Below are 16,701 nucleotides of genomic sequence, written 5' to 3' on the forward strand. Positions count from 1 at the left end.
CCGACAGGGGTTATCTGCCAGATTAAAGAGGCTTACTGAGTTTTGATCTGACGGTTGTCTATATTCCTGATGCCAAACCGTTGCTGTAAGACTGCGGCTCGCTCCAGCCATTCTGCAGGCGGCGGCCCGGCAGGTGCCGGCGGAAAGTCGAGCCCGGCTGCCGGCTGGCTAAGTTCAAAGAACATGGCTTCCAACCCGGCCGGAACCAAATGGATCAGTACTTTTGCTGTAGGGCTTATCACCTTGAAGGTATGCTGAACGCCTTTGGGCAGGTGCAAAAATTCGCCGGGGCGCAGGTGGTATTGCTTATTGTCCGCGGTAAAAACCAGCTCGCCCTCCAGCAGCTGAAAAGATTCGTCTTCAAGCGTATGCGTATGTGCCGGCGGTTCCATTCCCTGGCGCAGGTTGGCTTCGATGAGGCTGAATTGTCCCCCGGTATCGTCGGCCATTGCCAAAAAGGTCCAGTATCCGCCCATGTAATAGCGGGTACGTTCTAATTTGTTTTTTAACTGATAAATAGCTGAGGTCTGTTCCATACCATAAAGCTAGCAGACACTTTTTTTAAAAACGTTGATCCGGATCAACAAATTAACTTCGCACGAGCCTGGTTTTAATCCGGCTGATCGTTTCCGTCCTCACCCCCAGGTAATTGGCAATATAATGCTGCGGAATGCGAAGCAGCAATGAGGGCCTGGTTTCCATCAGCTCCCGGTAAAGCACCTCGGGCGGCTCCGTCTTCAGCCGGTTGGCCTGTTCCAGCAGCCGGGCATGATCGGTGGGGTACTTTTTTAAAAAATAACGCTGGTACCATGGAAAACGTTCCATGCCAAGGTCAACGTGCTCAATGGTGATGCCCAGTATCTGGCAGGGCTCAAGCGCCTGCAGGTACACATTGGTAGGAAGCCTGCTGCGCATACTGCCTATCTGCCCCGCCCAGTTTCCTTCTTCATTGAATAAGATGATCTGTTCGCGACCCGATTCGTCCAGGATGTATTGCCGCAAACAGCCCTGCAGGATAAAAGGACTGTAACGGGGTATCTCCCCTGCCCTATAAAAATGATCGCCTTTTTTCAGCGTAAGCGGCACCAGCAACTTCAGGAATTCGCCGAAGTCCGCGTCGGGGACGTCCACATACGAACGGAGGTGCCGAAGAAAAATATTGGTATCCATAAAGACAACAAGTAACCGGAATAAATTTAGCAAGCAAATGGCTATAATGCAAAAGAGATCTTGCAACCGGAAATTAATTTTGTCATCACCCGACGGAAGGGCCTGCGCATAAAATTAAACAAGCGATCCAACACCGGTATTGGCGTCAACTATGGTAACTCGCTGCTATTAAATCCTGGGGAAGGGGTTTGATCAGGCGGCCAGTTGCCGGGCAACCCGGGTCAGCAAATAGTCGATATCATAAGGTTTGGCAATATAATCATTGGGCGCACCGGGCATATTAAGCGATTTCGCAAGGTCGTGCGTTCCAGAGATCAGGATAACCGGCAGAGACCTGGTCGCTTCGTTTTCTTTAATTTCCCGACAAATCGCCCGGCCGTCCAGGCCTGCCAGCATTACATCCATTAGGATCAGGTCGGGCTGGTAGGCTTTAATATCCTCAAAAACCGTATCACCGCATATCCGGGTCTGCACCTCGTAACCGAACTCGGTTAATATAAAGGACAGGATCTCCAGGTTATCCTTGTCGTCGTCCAGTACCAGTATTCTCTTCATGATCGCTAATTTAAAAAGGGAGTAACAGCCAATTGTTCGGCTTCGATCTTTAAATAGATCCGGAAAGTAGTGCCCACGCCCGGTTCACTTTCCACGACGATATTGCCGCCCGCCGCGTTGACGATTTTTTTAGCCAGGTATAACCCAATACCGTGTCCTTCGATATCCTGGTTCAACCGGCCGTACATGTCAAATATTTTGGATATCGCAGCTTGCGGTATCCCTTTGCCGTTGTCTTTTACGGATAAAACGATATGATCGCCTTCTTTTTTTGTGGTGATTTGGATGACCGGGCTTTGGTCGCGCCTGAATTTTATGGCGTTGGATACCAGGTTATAGATAATGCTCCGCAGGTTCTTTTTAGAGAAAAGCACCTGTTTCACTTCCAGTTCCCTGGTAATGACCGCTCCGGCTTCCTTGATCTTACCTTCCAGGCTCCATTCAATATTCTGGATCGTTTCTTCGAGGTTCACCATTTCCAGCGCGATCATATCGCCCTCTACTTTGGCGATAGCGGCAATGTCGACGATCAGTTCGCGGAACTTTTTCACCGAGGTATTGATCATACCTAAAAAATCATGCAGCTTTTCATCGCTTAACGCTATCCGGTTCATGATGTTGATGCTGGTTTCGATATTGCCCAGGGGCGCTAACAGGTCGTGAGAGGCCGCATGGATAAAATGGTCCAGGTCGGCATTGATCCGCAGCAGGCTTTTATTTCGCTGATCGAGTTCGCTTTGCGCCCGCTTTAATTCGGTGATGTCATTAAACGTAATGATCGCGCCATTATTCTTGTTGTCAGCCTGCACATAAGGCATCGTCATGATCTGGTACCATTTGCCGTTATTGGTTTCGATCTCCTTAGTAACAATAATCCCCTCGGCCAGTACCCGTTTGATATCTTCGATAATGGTTTCCAGCTTGATATTGGTAGAAATATTGCTGAGCGGACGGCCGATATCAGTTTCAAGCAGGTTGATCTGTTTAACGGCGCCCGGCGAGAACCGCATCAGCAGCAGTTCGTTATTGATAAACAGCTGCCCGTTGATATTACTCCGGAAATAATTATTCAGGTCGTCATTGATCTCCAACAGTTCTTTATTTTTAAGCTGGTAATCCGCGTTAATGGTATGCAGTTCTTCATTAACGGATTGCATTTCCTCATTGGTACTCTGCATTTCCTCGTTGGCCGAGATCAGCTCTTCGTTAAAGGACTGCATATTTTCGTTGGACGCATCCAACCGCTCGTAGGAGATATTCAGCTTTTCTTTTAGTTCCCGGACCTCTGCTTCCAGGTTCTTGGTATACTGGTCAAGGTATAATTTCTCGTCGAATACCTGGTCCTGCGGAACCGCTGCGCCGGTATGGTCCTCGCTGAAGGTTACCCGAAACAACTTTTGTTCATCTCTTACTTCGAGGGGGCTTATAGCCAAGCTGACCTTAAAGACAGTTTTGCCCTGCTTAATGGTGATGCCGCTGGCCCGGGCCAGTGCATTTGTTTTGACCGCCTGCGTGCTCAGCGTGTTAAAAGCTACCGCCAGCGGCTTAGCCAACAGGGCGGTCAGGTCGGAAGTGAAATGCTTTTGGAGCAGATATTTGGCGGTATTTCCATAAGATGAAATCACCTGGTTATGCTCGTTAATACAAACACTCAGGCAATCCAGGTCTTCGGCCAGTCCCTGGTTCATGGCTTCGGCCAACGCGGGGCTTATATTTTTTTGTTCTTCGTGCGATGACGCGCGTAACGGTGTACGTTTAATATCCAGCAGATCGGGCAGCGAAAAAGCGTCAAAGCTGATACCGCGCTTGGTTTCCAGGTTGCGGTAGATCTTCCACTTTTTATGGACCACTTCCAGGTTTTTCAGGATAGGCATCGGGTTCTCGCTCGATCCCAGGAATAAGTAGCCGTCCTTTTTGAGCCCGAAGAGCAGCATGGTAAAGATCTTTTTTTGCAGCACCGGGGTCATATAGATCAACAGGTTACGGCAGCTTATCAGGTGCATATTGCAGTAGGGCGGGTTTTTAACCAGGTCATGCTGTGCAAATATCACCATCCGGCGGATATCCGGTTTAACCCGGTAAGCTTTACCCTCCCTGGTAAAGTGCCTTTCGAGCCGTTCGGGCGTGACATCTTTTTCGATACTTTCGTTATAAACACCTTTCCCGGCATGCGCCAGCGCGGCGCTGTCGATATCGGTCGCGAAGATCTTGACCACTGCCGACGAATGCTCACCCTGTAACTGCTCACAGATCAGCATTGCCAGGGTATACACCTCCTCACCAGTGGCGCAGCCCGCTACCCAGATCTTTAGCTCCTCACCGGCGAGCAGCTTCTCCAGAATAGCCGGAAGTACGGTGGCTTCTATAAATTCAAACGCAGCCGGGTCCCTGAAAAAGGAGGTGACGCTGATCAGGAAATCCTTAGATAACGCTTCCAACTCTTCGGGCGAATGCTGCAGGAATTCAAGATAAGCGCCCAGGGTAGTAAAATTACCATAGGAGGCCCGCCGCTTGGTCCGTCTCAAGATCGTACTTTGTTTATAGTCTGAGAAATCAAGCGGCGACTTTTCCCTGATCAGTTCAATAATAGCTTTAAGGTTTTTTTCATCGTCTTCCGTGTCCGTCAGTAATTCACCCATATTTTTAACATAATCTTCAATGGCGGCGGGCATTAGCGCAGGTTCGAGCACAAAATCTACCATGCCGGTAGCAATAGCGCTTGAAGGCATACTTCCGAAAGGTGAAGTGGCCGGGTTACGGGCGATCACCATGCCCCCGGCCTTTTTGATGGCCCGGATCCCTTCGGTCCCATCGGACCCTAAACCTGAGAGCACCACCGCAATTGCCTTTTCACCAAAATCTGCAGCCAGCGAATTAAAAAAGGTATTGATGGTTAAATGCGGCCCCTTGGCATCCTTGGCCGTTAAATATAGGTTATCCTCGCGGATCGTCATAAACTTATCATTCGGGATCAGGTAAACCTCATTACAAAGCACCGGCATGCCGTTTTCTGCTTCCTTGACCACCAGTTTACTATGCCTGCCCAGCAGCTCCAGCATCCGGCTTTTAAAATCGGACGACAAATGTTGGACAATGATATAGGAGACACCGTCTAAAGGCGTATGGTCAAAAAATGAATTGATCTCTTCCATCCCTCCCGCAGAAGCACCAATGGCAATGATATAATGTGGTTTAACGGCAGGCATATTAAAGGGTAAGTTTATCACTGGAGCTAACCAGTTCCCGGCAGGAAGGCAAAACAACGTCTATCAAACTTACAATTAATTTTTCAAAGTAAGCGACTTATTAATATAAAGCAAAAGCCGTCATTTTGTGTTGCTTTATCTATGCGCTTCATCACGAAAACAGCTGACAAGCAATACTTATAGCAAGCCGTCCGTTTATCGGCCGGGTAATTATATACCACTTTAAGTTAATAGATTTCATCCCGGCTCCCCCGCAGCCGTATTTTGCATTTACCTATAACCTGAACCGGGAGTTTGATGTTGATGTCTATACAAGATTTCGTCATACGACGACAGAACGTCCTGTGAACAGGTTGGCTGGTCATCATATAAGGCGATTATTCAACACGCGAAGGCGACTAATAAGTTTGGACGGCTATTTGCAGGGATGCGTGAAATAAGCAACTATGGCAAAAAGGGTTTTGGTGATCGATGATGATGAGGATATCCTGGAGATATTAAATGTGATATTCCAGGAAAACGGGTACGAGATTGTGTTATCGAACACCGGCGAGGCTGCTGACCATATCAATGTTATACAGCCGGACATTGTATTGCTTGACGTACGGATTGTGGGTTCTGCAAAAAATGGCCCTGAGATTTGCCGGGAAATAAAATCACAGGTAACAACCCGGCAACTGCCGGTGGTGCTTGTTTCGGGTGAATCGGACCTTGCTGTTATTGCCCGGGAATGCGGCGCCGATGCGTATATCGCCAAACCCTTCGATATTTTTGATTTAGTTGCACAGGTAGAAGAATACCTAGTTTAGGCAGTTACAGCTTCGACAATCCCCGGAAACTCCGGGTGGCGCGAAAACGCCAATGGCCGGGATAGAGATACCCTGCACATCGCCTGTAATTTAATTTTAAATTACTTATCTTTACCCAAAAATTCGGGGATTGAATAAGAGAGTATTGATTATCGAAAACGACCAGGATATCCGTCATATCGTGGAGTTTATTTTACAGCAACAAGGTTTCGAAACGCTCAGCATCCCGGAACCCGATGACCTGGCGGAAATTATTCCTTTCAGACCGGACCTGATCCTGCTTGATGAATTCATTAACAGTAAACCAGGGCACCGCTTATGCAAGAAGATCAAACAGTTGCCCGCTTTGGCTGCAACACCCGTGATCATCCTTTCAACGGCCAATGATATCGAACTGATCGCTACTGATTGTGAAGCGAATGATTATATCGGCAAACCATTTGAGGTTGAAGATCTGGTAGCTAAAGTGGCCCGTTTTTTTAACCATCAGCCCCATACCTTTTAGTCAATATCAGCCGCGCCTAACCTGCGTGTACTTCCAGGAAGCCGATGAGGTTATCTTCAAGCAGATTGGTATTATAGTCGGAATTGGTAGCCATAAGCGTAACGGTTAATTCTTCATCTGTCACCGTAATGTTTAGTGCCGCGCCTTCTATCACTTCAGGGAACGATATATTGATCTCGTCGTACACATGCGCGTATTCGATCGAGAGGTTTGAACCCAGTTTTTCGTTGATATAATCCGCAAATTCGTTTTTTAACAGGTCAAACAGCTTTTCAGCGCTGAGTGGTTTAACATTCTTGATTATTGCCATAGGTCTACATAAGCGTTGGCAGGCGATTAAGTTTTACCCCGGAGCAACTATATTTATTTCCCGGCGACATCCGGAGCTGAATGAGCGCGTATGGTCGCGAAAAATTGACACCCATTATACCATGTCAGGTATTTAAAAACATGCCTGAGTGCCGCCAATCATGTCGGCGCGTGACTACCGTCATGGCTCTCCTTCCATATAACGCCTTACTTTTATTTTATAGAACAGGCAAATAAGGAATTATGAACAATCCACTAAACCTATTTAAACAGGAAGCCCCCGAAGTAGCCAAAGCCTTCGATCAGCTGATCAGTTCACTGCAAAGCACTACCGGCCTCGACGCCAAAACAAAACAACTTATTTACATTGGGATCAAGTCGGCGCTGGGCGATCAGCAGGCTATTTACTACCATGTAATCACCGCCAAAGAATTGGGCGCAACCCGTGCCGAAATAGTGGATACGATCCTGATCACCCTGACGGTATGCGGGTTAAACGGCGTAGCCAACTGCCTCCCGGTTGCCTTATCTGCTTACGATCAAAACCCAAACGAGGGAAATCAACAATCTTAGCAGCTACGGTATTTATATTACCTGAAAGGATTCCGAAACTCCGGCGGCCAATGACGCGGGGTGATCCACTTTTACTGATCCACCCCTTAAAAAATGGCGAAAAATAGTCTATTAGCATTGGCTTGATTATCAGGAAGTAAACGTAAATTTATGTTTATAAACCCTGACGAATAAGGCTGATCCAAAGTGATCCGCTTTTAAACTTAACAGGTTGAAAATTAAGTTTTTAGCAATTTAAGGTGATCCGGGTGATCCACATTTTAAAGTGGATCACCGTAATCGGTATCGCCCACCGTTAAGAGACGAAGGCGACCCGGGTAAACGGAATTGACTAAAGGATGGAACGACGGTAAGCTTAGCATGAATGCACAAAATCAACTACTTACATGACCTGCGGCATTTTCTGAATATAGGAACGCCGGTATTTTTGACAGTAATCAATAAACTATTAAGGCGCAGATCGTTCTGATGATAATAAATAACAAGAAGACAATTATGAAAAATATATCAAAAAAGAGAGCAGAACTAGCCGGCGTTAAAGGCGTCGGTTTCTCCCTGAACGGGCTAACCCTACTGGGGTCGCTGGCTTTAGGTTCAGCAGCCGCGGGGGCATTAGCTATCGGAGCCCTGGCCATTTGCCGGCTGGCTGTTAAAAAAGCGGTTATCAAAGAACTTCACATTGGCGAGCTCGTTGTTGACAACCTGGTCATCAGAAATCAGCGAATGGGAGAAACGCCTGAAGCTAGCGGACAGGGCGAATCCTAATGCTTAATACTAACACACAGCATAATTGAACGCCAGCTAATAAATAGCGACGCTTGACGGGATATTTGCATTCGGGCTGGGCTATCTGCGCCTTGTAATTATTTGCTGTTTTCCACACACGCTACTGCTTATTCTGTTACCCGGCTTACTTAAATTAACTACGCGACAAGAAAAGAGGGCCGCTGTACGTTAACATAGCGCTTGTGTTATCCGTATTAGCGTTAGAATAATACAAAACATTTAAAATGAATCACACTTTAATTAAAGTACATGGTTAAATAAACACGCGTACTTATTTTATTGTTATTATACTTACTTTACTATATCGCCTACCATTGATGCTAATTGCTTTGAAAATTAAGAACCGGCTGGTTTCGTTAAAGACTTTTGCCTTGCTATGCCTGTCGCCGATATCGCAATTAGTTATTGCGCAACAAAACACTCCTCCAACCGACACACTAATAACCGTAGTTACCGGAAGTGTTTCGGAGTCGACTTCCGGCCGACCGTTAGCTTATGTTAATGTAAGTTTTCCAAACTCGGGGCACGGTACGGTCACCGATAAGCAGGGTCATTTTTCCTTAAGTGCAGCCGGGGCATTCAGTGAAGTTTCCTTTTCTACGATGGGATATCAACAAGTACTAAAAGCTATTAAACCCGGTAAGGTGAATAAAATCACCCTGAAGTTGAAACCAAGCGACATGCAGCTCAATGAAGTAAACATCACCTCGGTTAAACGAACCAAATACCGGAATAAGGGTAATCCCGCAGTAGAACTCATCCAGCAGGTGATTGACCATAAAGCACAGAACCGGATGGAAGATGCCGGTTATCTTCAGTATGACGAATATGAGCGTATCGGTTTATCCCTGTTTAACATCCCTCAAAAATTACTTAACAGCCGCTTTTTCAGCAAATACCGGTTCATGCTGGACAGTACGACCCTGATCAACGGGCAAAAACAGACTACCCTGCCCGGCTACTTCAGCGAAAAACTATCACAATACTATTACCGCAAAAAGCCGGAGAAAACCATACAGATTCTGCAGGCGGAAAAGGGTATTAATATTATCAAGTTTGTGGATACTGCGGGAGTGGACATTTATCTGAACCGGCTCTATGGTAACCACATTGATATTTATGACAACAATATTTTTGTAATTGTTAACCAGTTCTTGAGCCCCATTGCCGACCATTCTCCCAATTATTACAAATTTTTTATTACCGATACAGTACAGACTGCCCATGGTAAACTGGTTGCCTTAAGCTTTACCCCACGTACCAAGGGCGACCTGCTGTTTGAGGGTAAATTATTAGTAACGCTGGACGGGCGTTACGCCGTTCAATCATGCGAGTTGAATGTCAATAAGCAGATCAATATCAATTTTATCCGCAGCCTGAAGATCAAACTGGATTTCGAACCTCACGCCGATGGTCGTTATTATCTGACCAAAAGTGATGTCTCGGCCGATTTCGGATTGCTTAGAAATAAAGGGATAGCCGTTTTTGGCCAACGCACGGTAAGCTATTCCAACTATGTGCTGGATACCCCGCAGCCGGATATTTTTTACCAGGGTAAAAGCGTGCAAACAGCCGTTAATTCCGGCCATAATGATACAACGTATTGGGCTGCGCACCGTCTCGATACGCTCACTGCTCAGCAAGCGGGTGCCTATTCCCGAATTAACCGTCTGCAAAATATGCGTTCGTTTAAAACAGCCACCTGGATTGCGGCTACGATAACCGGTGATTTTGCAGACTTTGGGCCTGTTCAGGAAGGGCCGATCGGTTCTTTATTTTCCTATAACACACAGGAAGGTGGCCGTTTTCAGGTGGGCGGACGGACTACGCCGCAGTTTAACAAAACATTGTACTTTGATGGTTTCCTGGGCTATGGCACCCGGGACAACGCTTTAAAATATGAATTAAACACCTATATTTCACTGAATAAAACCCCCTATTACCGTTATCCTAATCATTATATCAAGGCAGGTTATCTTTATGACGTAGATATCCCCGGGCAAAGCTTTGCGGCAAACAGCACCCAGGCCGCATTGGGCTCATTTCAAAGCGGCTCAACCAACTATTGGCTGTATGACCGGATCTATTCGTTTAATTATGTACAGGAGTTTGAAAATCATTTTTCTTATAACCTGGGTTTCCGTAACTGGAAACAACAGCCGGCCGGTGCTTTATTATTTCAAAGGAATGACGGGGCTAACTCCCTCGTACCTAACCTGACCACCAGCGAAATTACCCTGGGCTTACGCTTCGTAGCACATGAACAGATCATTCAGGGCACCCGCGACCGGCATACGATCCACAGTAAGTATCCCATTTATAATTTGCAAATCACCCAGGGACTTAACGGCGTGCTTAATAGCGGCTATCAATACACCCGGTTTGACGCCAATATTTACAAGCGATTTTATATGTCGCAACTGGGCTATGCTGATATAACTTTAATGGGCAGCCTGATCACCGGAAAGGTTCCTTTCCCTTTATTGAATATCAGCCCGGCCAATCAATCTATCGCCTACGATCCGGATGCCTATAATAAAATGTATTATCTGGAATTTGTAAGCGACCATTATGTAGGTTTAAACCTCACCCAAAGCTTTAACGGATTTTTCCTGAACAAGATCCCCTTGATTCAACACCTTAAATGGCGGGAATACCTTTCCTTTAAGGCCTTATATGGCGGATTGCGCGATGAGAATAACCCTTTAAAAACAGCTGGCCTGTATCGTTTTCCTGCTGCATCAAACGGCACATACGGTACCTATGGATTAGGCAGCACACCCTATATTGAAGCCGGGGCGGGCATTGGCAACATCTTTAAAATCGTGCGGATTGATTTAATCAAAAGATTTAACTACCTCGACCATCCCGGCATATCAACATATAGCGTTAAATTGAGCTTTAGCCCGGATTTTTGATTTTCGGGGAACGAGTGGGCGATAACCGGTTGTTACCGATTAATGGTTTGCCATCAGGGAAATGAGCGGGCAAATTACGCTCCTGACCAAAGTCATGCCGGCTAATGATAGCCATCATTTCCCTGAGTTTTCTTTTACAGTTTCTTTGAAAGAAAATGACTATGGCAACGGAAAATGCAGACTTATTGAAAGCAGCGCGGGAATCCCTGAAAGATAAATGGGGATTGGCGATCGGTACATTTCTTGTATATACTTTGATTATGTGCTCTTTCGGCGCTATGCAAAAGGTTGGTTTAGCTTCATTATTAGTGGCCGGCCCTATGGCACTGGGGGCAGCTATATTTTCTTTAACCTTATCCCGCGGTCAGGACGCAAGACTGGAACAGCTATTTGATGGTTTCAAGTTCTTCACCAACGCGCTGATCACATACTTGCTCACGGTGCTGTATGTCATACTTTGGACACTGTTGCTCATCGTCCCCGGAATTATAGCCGCATTATCGTATTCCATGGTATTCTATATTCTTGCAGATAACCCAACGCTAAAGCCCCAGGAGATACTTGACCAGAGTAAGAAAATGACAGACGGCTATAAATGGAAACTTTTTTACCTGTGCTTACACTTCTTTCTGCTTGCGTTACTATGTGTACTCACGCTGGGAATCGGGTTTCTCTGGCTCATACCGTATGTCCACATAACAATGGCAAAATTTTATGATGACCTAAAAAACAATCAAATACCTCAAAGAGAATCTCGCGGCTGAACACGTACAACAGAAGAGATTCCTGAATTCGCTGAACCGCTGATCAGTTGAACGAATGCCGAAACTCCAGTGGGGATAAGTTAGTCTTAGTCTTGAAAAGTTTGCTGAAAGACTGCAGGTGCTCAAAACCAAGTTCGTAGGCGATTTGGCTGACCGAAAGATTCGTTGTCGAAAGCTTTTCTTTGGCCAGTTCTATAAGCTTGTCATGGAGATGTTGTTGGGTGCTCTGCCCGGTAAGTGATTTAAGTAGGCCGCTAAGGTAGCCCGGCGATATATTTAAGGTTTCGGCGATATAGGTAACGCTGGGCAGGCCTTCTTTAGCCAGCGCTCCGCTGCTGAAGTAACCCGACAGGAGATCTTCCAGGCGCGTCAATATTTCATGACTGGCAATCTTCCGCGTTATGAACTGACGCTGGTAAAAGCGCTCGGCATAGGTAAGCAGCAATTCCAACTGGGCGACGATTACATTCTGGCTGAACCGGTCGATATTGGCATGGTATTCCTGCTCAATATGGTTAGCAATGCTATTGAGCATCATTTCTTCTTTATCCGATAGATAAAGCGCTTCGTTAACCGAGTAGCTAAAAAATTCGTATTGCTTAATGGTCTTCGCCAATGTGGTATTCCATAAAAAATCCGGGTGGATCAGGATCATCCAGCCCTCAGGCCGGTGCCTGGTCTCTTTGCTGAGTTCGATACCAAAAACTTGTCCGGGAGCCATAAAGAACAACACGCCTTCATCAAAGTCACTGGCTTGCTGGCCGTACTTGAATTTGCCGTTATAAACCCTTTTGAGAGAAATAGAGTAAAAGTCAAAGATGAGGTTGATGGAGCCTTCCGTGATGGGTGGGGTAACCATATCCATGCGCACAAGGCTGATCAGCGGATGCTCTGGCTTGGGCAGGCCCGCCGCCCGGTGATACTCGGTGATCGTCTTGAATCGTAAAGGCCGGTGACTGTTCATAAAACAAGATACTTATTTTTGTTTATAAACTGCAGCAAATTCTTTCGCAAAATCCGCCAGTTTGACTTTACCCATTTTGGGCTGGCTGCGGTGGAAATTTTCCAGCGCCTTGCCGCTATGCATCACGGCCTGCATTTCTACCAGTGTCTCCGCCAGTTTCTCCGGCAACTTGGCCATTTTCAGGCCTTGCAGCATTTGTTTGTCTGAGAGCAATACCCATTTCAGCCATGGTTTACCCACGGCGGCGCCGATGATCATGGCGGCTTCGTTACAGGTCATTTCCTCGCTGCCCACATAACGAATCGTCCTTTGTTCCGGACATAGCAACAACTCCTCTCCTACGGCATCCGCGATATCCAGCGGCGAAACAAAAACCGTGCGGTCATCCCCGCCATAATTCCCCATCAACAGCCCTGTCTTTCCGGTCAGCAGGGCCCAAAGACCGGAATAACGCAAGGTCAGGAATTTGCCGATCAGCCCTTTACCTTTGATCAGGTCTATGGATTGATAGAAATTGGTATAAAACGAGGCCGGCCGCATAATGGTGATCGAAGCATCAAGGTTATCAAACAGATGTTCGACGCTTTCGCCCTTTACCAGGTCTGCCGCCCAGCCGCTCATGACCACCACCCGCCTGGTTTCGGCTTTTTTTAGCGCCGCAACGTAATTTCTCGCCATCCGGCGCATATAATCGCCCAGGTCAGGTTCGGTATAACTTAGCGGGATCATCGCGTAAACGGCATCAGCACCTGTGAAGGTTTTAGTCAGAAATTCGATGTCGGCAATAGAACCAATTGCTGCCGTCGCTCCGAAAGTTTCAATAGCGGCTTGCTTTTTTGGGTCACTGCTGACCACGGTCACCGTATGGCCCTGCCCGACCAGTAGTTGTGTTAATGGCTTACTGATGTTCCCTAAGGAACCGGTTACGACAATTTTCATAGTTCTTATTGGGTATAAATGCCGTTTTCAATATCGGCAAGCAGAGTGGAGTGAGTTGGGTGCCAGTCCAAATGTTCCTGCGTCCACCTACTCGAGGCCGGGCAGTCAATTGCTGCCATATGCGCGAACCAGCCAAAATGTTCAGCGGCTGCTTCAGGCGCTATCGATACTACCGGAATATTTAGTTGTTTACCAATGGCTTCAGCTATGGTTTTAACCGTAATAGCTTCTTCGGCGGAACCATGAAAACGGGCGCCCGGCGTGGCGTTTTCTAAAGCCAGGCGATAGAGCTTAGCGGCATCCTGCCGGTGTACCGCATTCCAGCGGTTCTGTCCATCCCCGATATAAGCCGAGACGGCTTTTTCTTTTGCGATATTAACCAGTATTGGAATAAAACCGTGCTTATCGCCATCACCATGCACCGACGGGGATAAGCGTATTGCTGCAGCGCGGACACCCAGCGCCGCTACCGCATCTGCCGCTTGCTCTGAGGCCCGCGGCCAGGCGGGATTAAACGGCGGGACGATATCTTCTGTAGCTAACCTGCCCGGGCTGACCAACGCGGTACCGGAGGTGACGATTAAAGGGCGATCAGAACCAGCCAATACTTCGCCGATGGTTTCGATAGCACGCTTATCTATTTCGCAAACTTCCGGGAACCGGGTAAAGTCGTGGATAAAACCGGCGTGGATAACGCCATCTGCGGCAGCAGCGGCGCTTCGCAGGCTGTGCAGGTTTTCCAGATCACCCCGATAAACTTCAGCACCTGCTGCGACCAGTTTACCGGCCGAAGCATCTGAGCGGGCCAGGCCCGTTACCTGATGACCTGCGTTAATTAATTCCTGCACGATAGCCGTGCCGATGAAGCCAGTGGCTCCGGTAACAAATACTTTCATAGTCTTGATCTTTGATACTACAAATGTCGTCTTCGGGAACGGGTCAGATTTAGCCAAATCTGCTTTTGATTTAGTCAAAAAAAACAGACATCTTCCGAAGAAAAAACTTAAAAGATAACGGAGCGATGTGCCTGCTATCATCCCGACGACACCTTGAAAACTACAAATTATAGCCGCTATATTCAGACAGAAATAAGTTGACGGCGCCTAATTGGCTGTTGTTTTCAAGATACGCTGTAGTTGCCTGGCGCTCTTAAAGCCGCATTGGGCGGCGATATATTCAATGGTATATTCGGGATTGTTCAGCATGGTACTGGCGTATTCCCGACGCAGGCGGGTATGGTAATCCAATATGGTTGCCCCCGTCTTTTCTTTGAAAACGCGGCTCAGGTTTCTGGGGCTCATATTAACCAGGGCTGCCAGCGTTTCAATACTATTCTCTTTGGAGAGGTTATCAATCAGGTAATCCTGGACCTCGTGCACCTGCGGGTTAATGTGATTACGGTAATCCAGGTAAATGCTTTGCTGCCTATGCATGCCGCTGCGGCGGTGGTAAACCACCAGGCCACGGGCAATCTTATGAGTGAACAAAGGCCCTTTGATGTCTTCCATTATAGCGAGCGCCAGGTCGATGCCGGCGCTGATGCCGGCACTGGTATAGATGTTATTGCTTTTGATATATAAAATATCGCCCACCACCCTTGCTTCAGGGAAGCGCTGTTGCAGGTCCTTTACCCGGCGCCAATGGGTCGTACACTCGGTGTTCTTTAACAAGCCTGCCATACCCAAAGCAAAAGCACCGTTACAGATCGAACCAACCGTGACCCTTGCGTCTGACATATTTTTTAACCAGTTAAAGAAAGGACGCTGTGTGCCAAAGGCGATACTGGTCACGTAATCGTAATCCATACCGGGGACAAAAACGAAGTCGCCTTCCTGTAGCCTGGCTTCGCTAAAATGCCTGACCGGGCCAAAACCCAGGCCGGAAGTGGAAACAGGAGCTTCGGAAAACGCGTAAAACTCCATATCCGCTTCAAAACCATAGAATTTAGCTTCCGTAAAAACCTGTACCGGGCCGGCCAGGTCCAGCAGCTCGACCGACGGCGGGATAATAAACGCTATCTTTTTCATTCAGTCTAAAGGTAGGATATCCGCCCGTAATTCAGAATCAGTAAATAAAAGCCTATCGCAAAATCAACGGCCAGGCAGAACAGGTTGTAATGCGGCGGCAACAATTTGGAGAAGGCCCATAAACCAAATACCAGGTCCCAGGCGCCATGCAGGAAATACCCAGCAGCCAACAGCAGTAAACTATGTTTGGTGCCGAAATAAGCGATCAGCAAAAAGATCAGGGCCTGAACGGCGCTGGCCACTGCAGTAATGCTATCTGTCCAGGTAAAGCCGACATAAAGAAAACCGATAGCGCACAGGACCAGACCATAAATCAAATGTTCGTCTAAAAACCGAAGCAGCCGCACCAGCACAATGGTCGCCAGGCCAGTTAACAGGCCGATAATCAGTCCGCTCATGACCTGATGCGTTTAAAGTACTCGGTTCGGCCAAACAGCGAAATCCCGATATATCCGCGTACTTTGAGCACTTCGCCGTTCAGGTTCATTTTACAATCATAGGTCTTGCCGTCTTCCGGGTCATACACCTTACCCGAAGTATAAGTGCCGTCTTTATAGATAAAGCCGCTAAAAAGATCGATACCCAAAACCTCCCTTTTTTTTAATGCCTCATTTGGGTTTTTGATGTCTTTGCGCGGGTTGGCGACCCAAACGGACCTGCCGAAATATTGGCCGCCTTTTTTATAGATCTCAATTTTCGCGTCTTTCTTTGGCGACCAATACAGGCCCGTGATCTGGTCGCCCTGGGCGAATGTGCGCAGTGATACCAGCAGGCACAGTACAAATACTATTTTTTTCATTGGAGTTTAGCTATATAAAACAATTTCCTAAAGGCGAAATGAAAGATCTCGGTATCGCCATTCCGTACCGGGTAGGTATGGATAAATGACCAACCTTCGCGTCCCATAAAATTCATAGCATCAATAATGGTATTGAATTTTTTGACTGCACCTTCCCTATCCCTTAACCGGGAATCATTCCAGAATTTCTTTTCCTGGCCAAAATCGATATCGATGGTGACTTTGTTGCTTAATATGCGCGGCACGGCTATAAGCTGGCAAAATTGTTCAATTTTAACCGAATCAGTCTGTGCATAAGCCTGCAACATCCCCGGTGTTAAGATTATCAGAAAGAATAGCTTTTTCATGATGTTTAATTATTTTGAATATGTTAAGGT

The 16,701-nt window shown here is 47.0% G+C and carries 18 protein-coding genes; 6 read left to right on the top strand and 12 right to left on the bottom strand.

Features of this window, described 5'->3' with window-relative positions; translation table 11 throughout:
- Positions 1–32: 32 nt before the first annotated feature.
- The 4 genes from LJ658_RS00930 to LJ658_RS00945 all read right to left on the bottom strand — a co-directional run bounded on the left by LJ658_RS00930 (position 33) and on the right by LJ658_RS00945 (position 4,931).
- A complete protein-coding gene (locus tag LJ658_RS00930) occupies positions 33–536 on the bottom strand; it encodes a cupin domain-containing protein (RefSeq protein ID WP_230544571.1) in 504 nt (167 codons plus the stop codon).
- Between the two features lie 52 nt (positions 537–588).
- Entirely contained in the window at positions 589–1,170 is a 582-nt protein-coding gene (locus LJ658_RS00935) for a Crp/Fnr family transcriptional regulator (RefSeq protein ID WP_230544572.1), read from the bottom strand.
- 192 nt (positions 1,171–1,362) lie between these two features.
- On the bottom strand, positions 1,363–1,725 hold the full coding sequence (locus LJ658_RS00940; protein ID WP_230544573.1) for a PleD family two-component system response regulator: 363 nt from the start codon (positions 1,723–1,725) through the stop codon (positions 1,363–1,365).
- A gap of 5 nt (positions 1,726–1,730) precedes the next feature.
- Positions 1,731–4,931: a chemotaxis protein CheB gene (locus tag LJ658_RS00945; protein WP_230544574.1), complete on the bottom strand. Its 3,201-nt coding sequence runs from the start codon at positions 4,929–4,931 to the stop codon at positions 1,731–1,733.
- Positions 4,932–5,377: 446 nt separating this feature from the next.
- On the opposite strand from LJ658_RS00945, the gene LJ658_RS00950 reads away from it, so the two are divergent.
- Positions 5,378–5,740 (top strand): PleD family two-component system response regulator, encoded by a 363-nt coding sequence (locus LJ658_RS00950; protein WP_230544575.1) that lies wholly within the window; start codon positions 5,378–5,380, stop codon positions 5,738–5,740.
- Positions 5,741–5,870: 130 nt separating this feature from the next.
- Entirely contained in the window at positions 5,871–6,245 is a 375-nt protein-coding gene (locus tag LJ658_RS00955) for a PleD family two-component system response regulator (protein WP_230544576.1), read from the top strand.
- 16 nt (positions 6,246–6,261) lie between these two features.
- Here LJ658_RS00955 and LJ658_RS00960 read toward each other — a convergent pair whose 3' ends face one another.
- Positions 6,262–6,555 carry a hypothetical protein gene (locus LJ658_RS00960; protein WP_230544577.1) on the bottom strand — a complete coding sequence of 98 codons (294 nt, stop codon included), beginning with the start codon at positions 6,553–6,555 and terminating at the stop codon, positions 6,262–6,264.
- 242 nt (positions 6,556–6,797) lie between these two features.
- On the opposite strand from LJ658_RS00960, the gene LJ658_RS00965 reads away from it, so the two are divergent.
- From LJ658_RS00965 to LJ658_RS00980, 4 genes are all read left to right on the top strand, one after another.
- Positions 6,798–7,127, top strand: a complete 330-nt coding sequence (locus tag LJ658_RS00965) for a carboxymuconolactone decarboxylase family protein (protein WP_230544578.1) — start codon at positions 6,798–6,800, stop codon at positions 7,125–7,127.
- A 495-nt stretch (positions 7,128–7,622) separates the two neighbouring features.
- Positions 7,623–7,892, top strand: coding sequence for a hypothetical protein (locus LJ658_RS00970; RefSeq protein WP_230544579.1), 270 nt, complete (start codon positions 7,623–7,625; stop codon positions 7,890–7,892).
- A gap of 350 nt (positions 7,893–8,242) precedes the next feature.
- Positions 8,243–10,831 carry a DUF5686 and carboxypeptidase-like regulatory domain-containing protein gene (locus LJ658_RS00975; protein WP_230544580.1) on the top strand — a complete coding sequence of 863 codons (2,589 nt, stop codon included), beginning with the start codon at positions 8,243–8,245 and terminating at the stop codon, positions 10,829–10,831.
- 161 nt (positions 10,832–10,992) lie between these two features.
- Positions 10,993–11,595, top strand: coding sequence for a DUF975 family protein (locus LJ658_RS00980; RefSeq protein WP_230544581.1), 603 nt, complete (start codon positions 10,993–10,995; stop codon positions 11,593–11,595).
- Positions 11,596–11,638: 43 nt separating this feature from the next.
- On the opposite strand, the gene LJ658_RS00985 is transcribed toward LJ658_RS00980, so the two are convergent.
- The 7 genes from LJ658_RS00985 to LJ658_RS01015 all read right to left on the bottom strand — a co-directional run bounded on the left by LJ658_RS00985 (position 11,639) and on the right by LJ658_RS01015 (position 16,671).
- Positions 11,639–12,559, bottom strand: a complete 921-nt coding sequence (locus LJ658_RS00985; RefSeq protein ID WP_230544582.1) for an AraC family transcriptional regulator — start codon at positions 12,557–12,559, stop codon at positions 11,639–11,641.
- Positions 12,560–12,571: 12 nt separating this feature from the next.
- Entirely contained in the window at positions 12,572–13,498 is a 927-nt protein-coding gene (locus LJ658_RS00990; protein ID WP_230544583.1) for an NAD(P)H-binding protein, read from the bottom strand.
- 5 nt (positions 13,499–13,503) lie between these two features.
- Positions 13,504–14,394, bottom strand: coding sequence for an SDR family oxidoreductase (locus LJ658_RS00995; RefSeq protein ID WP_230544584.1), 891 nt, complete (start codon positions 14,392–14,394; stop codon positions 13,504–13,506).
- 207 nt (positions 14,395–14,601) lie between these two features.
- Positions 14,602–15,525, bottom strand: coding sequence for a GlxA family transcriptional regulator (locus tag LJ658_RS01000; protein WP_230544585.1), 924 nt, complete (start codon positions 15,523–15,525; stop codon positions 14,602–14,604).
- 5 nt (positions 15,526–15,530) lie between these two features.
- Positions 15,531–15,923 (bottom strand): DUF6010 family protein, encoded by a 393-nt coding sequence (locus LJ658_RS01005; protein WP_230544586.1) that lies wholly within the window; start codon positions 15,921–15,923, stop codon positions 15,531–15,533.
- Positions 15,920–16,324 (bottom strand): DUF2147 domain-containing protein, encoded by a 405-nt coding sequence (locus LJ658_RS01010; protein ID WP_230544587.1) that lies wholly within the window; start codon positions 16,322–16,324, stop codon positions 15,920–15,922. The genes LJ658_RS01005 and LJ658_RS01010 overlap by 4 nt, the downstream gene beginning before the upstream one ends.
- Positions 16,321–16,671, bottom strand: coding sequence for a hypothetical protein (locus LJ658_RS01015; protein ID WP_230544588.1), 351 nt, complete (start codon positions 16,669–16,671; stop codon positions 16,321–16,323). Before LJ658_RS01015 ends, LJ658_RS01010 begins: the two co-directional genes overlap by 4 nt.
- Between the last annotated feature and the right edge of the window lie 30 nt (positions 16,672–16,701).

This window comes from Mucilaginibacter sp. UR6-11 (assembly GCF_020880695.1).
Classification (GTDB): domain Bacteria; phylum Bacteroidota; class Bacteroidia; order Sphingobacteriales; family Sphingobacteriaceae; genus Mucilaginibacter.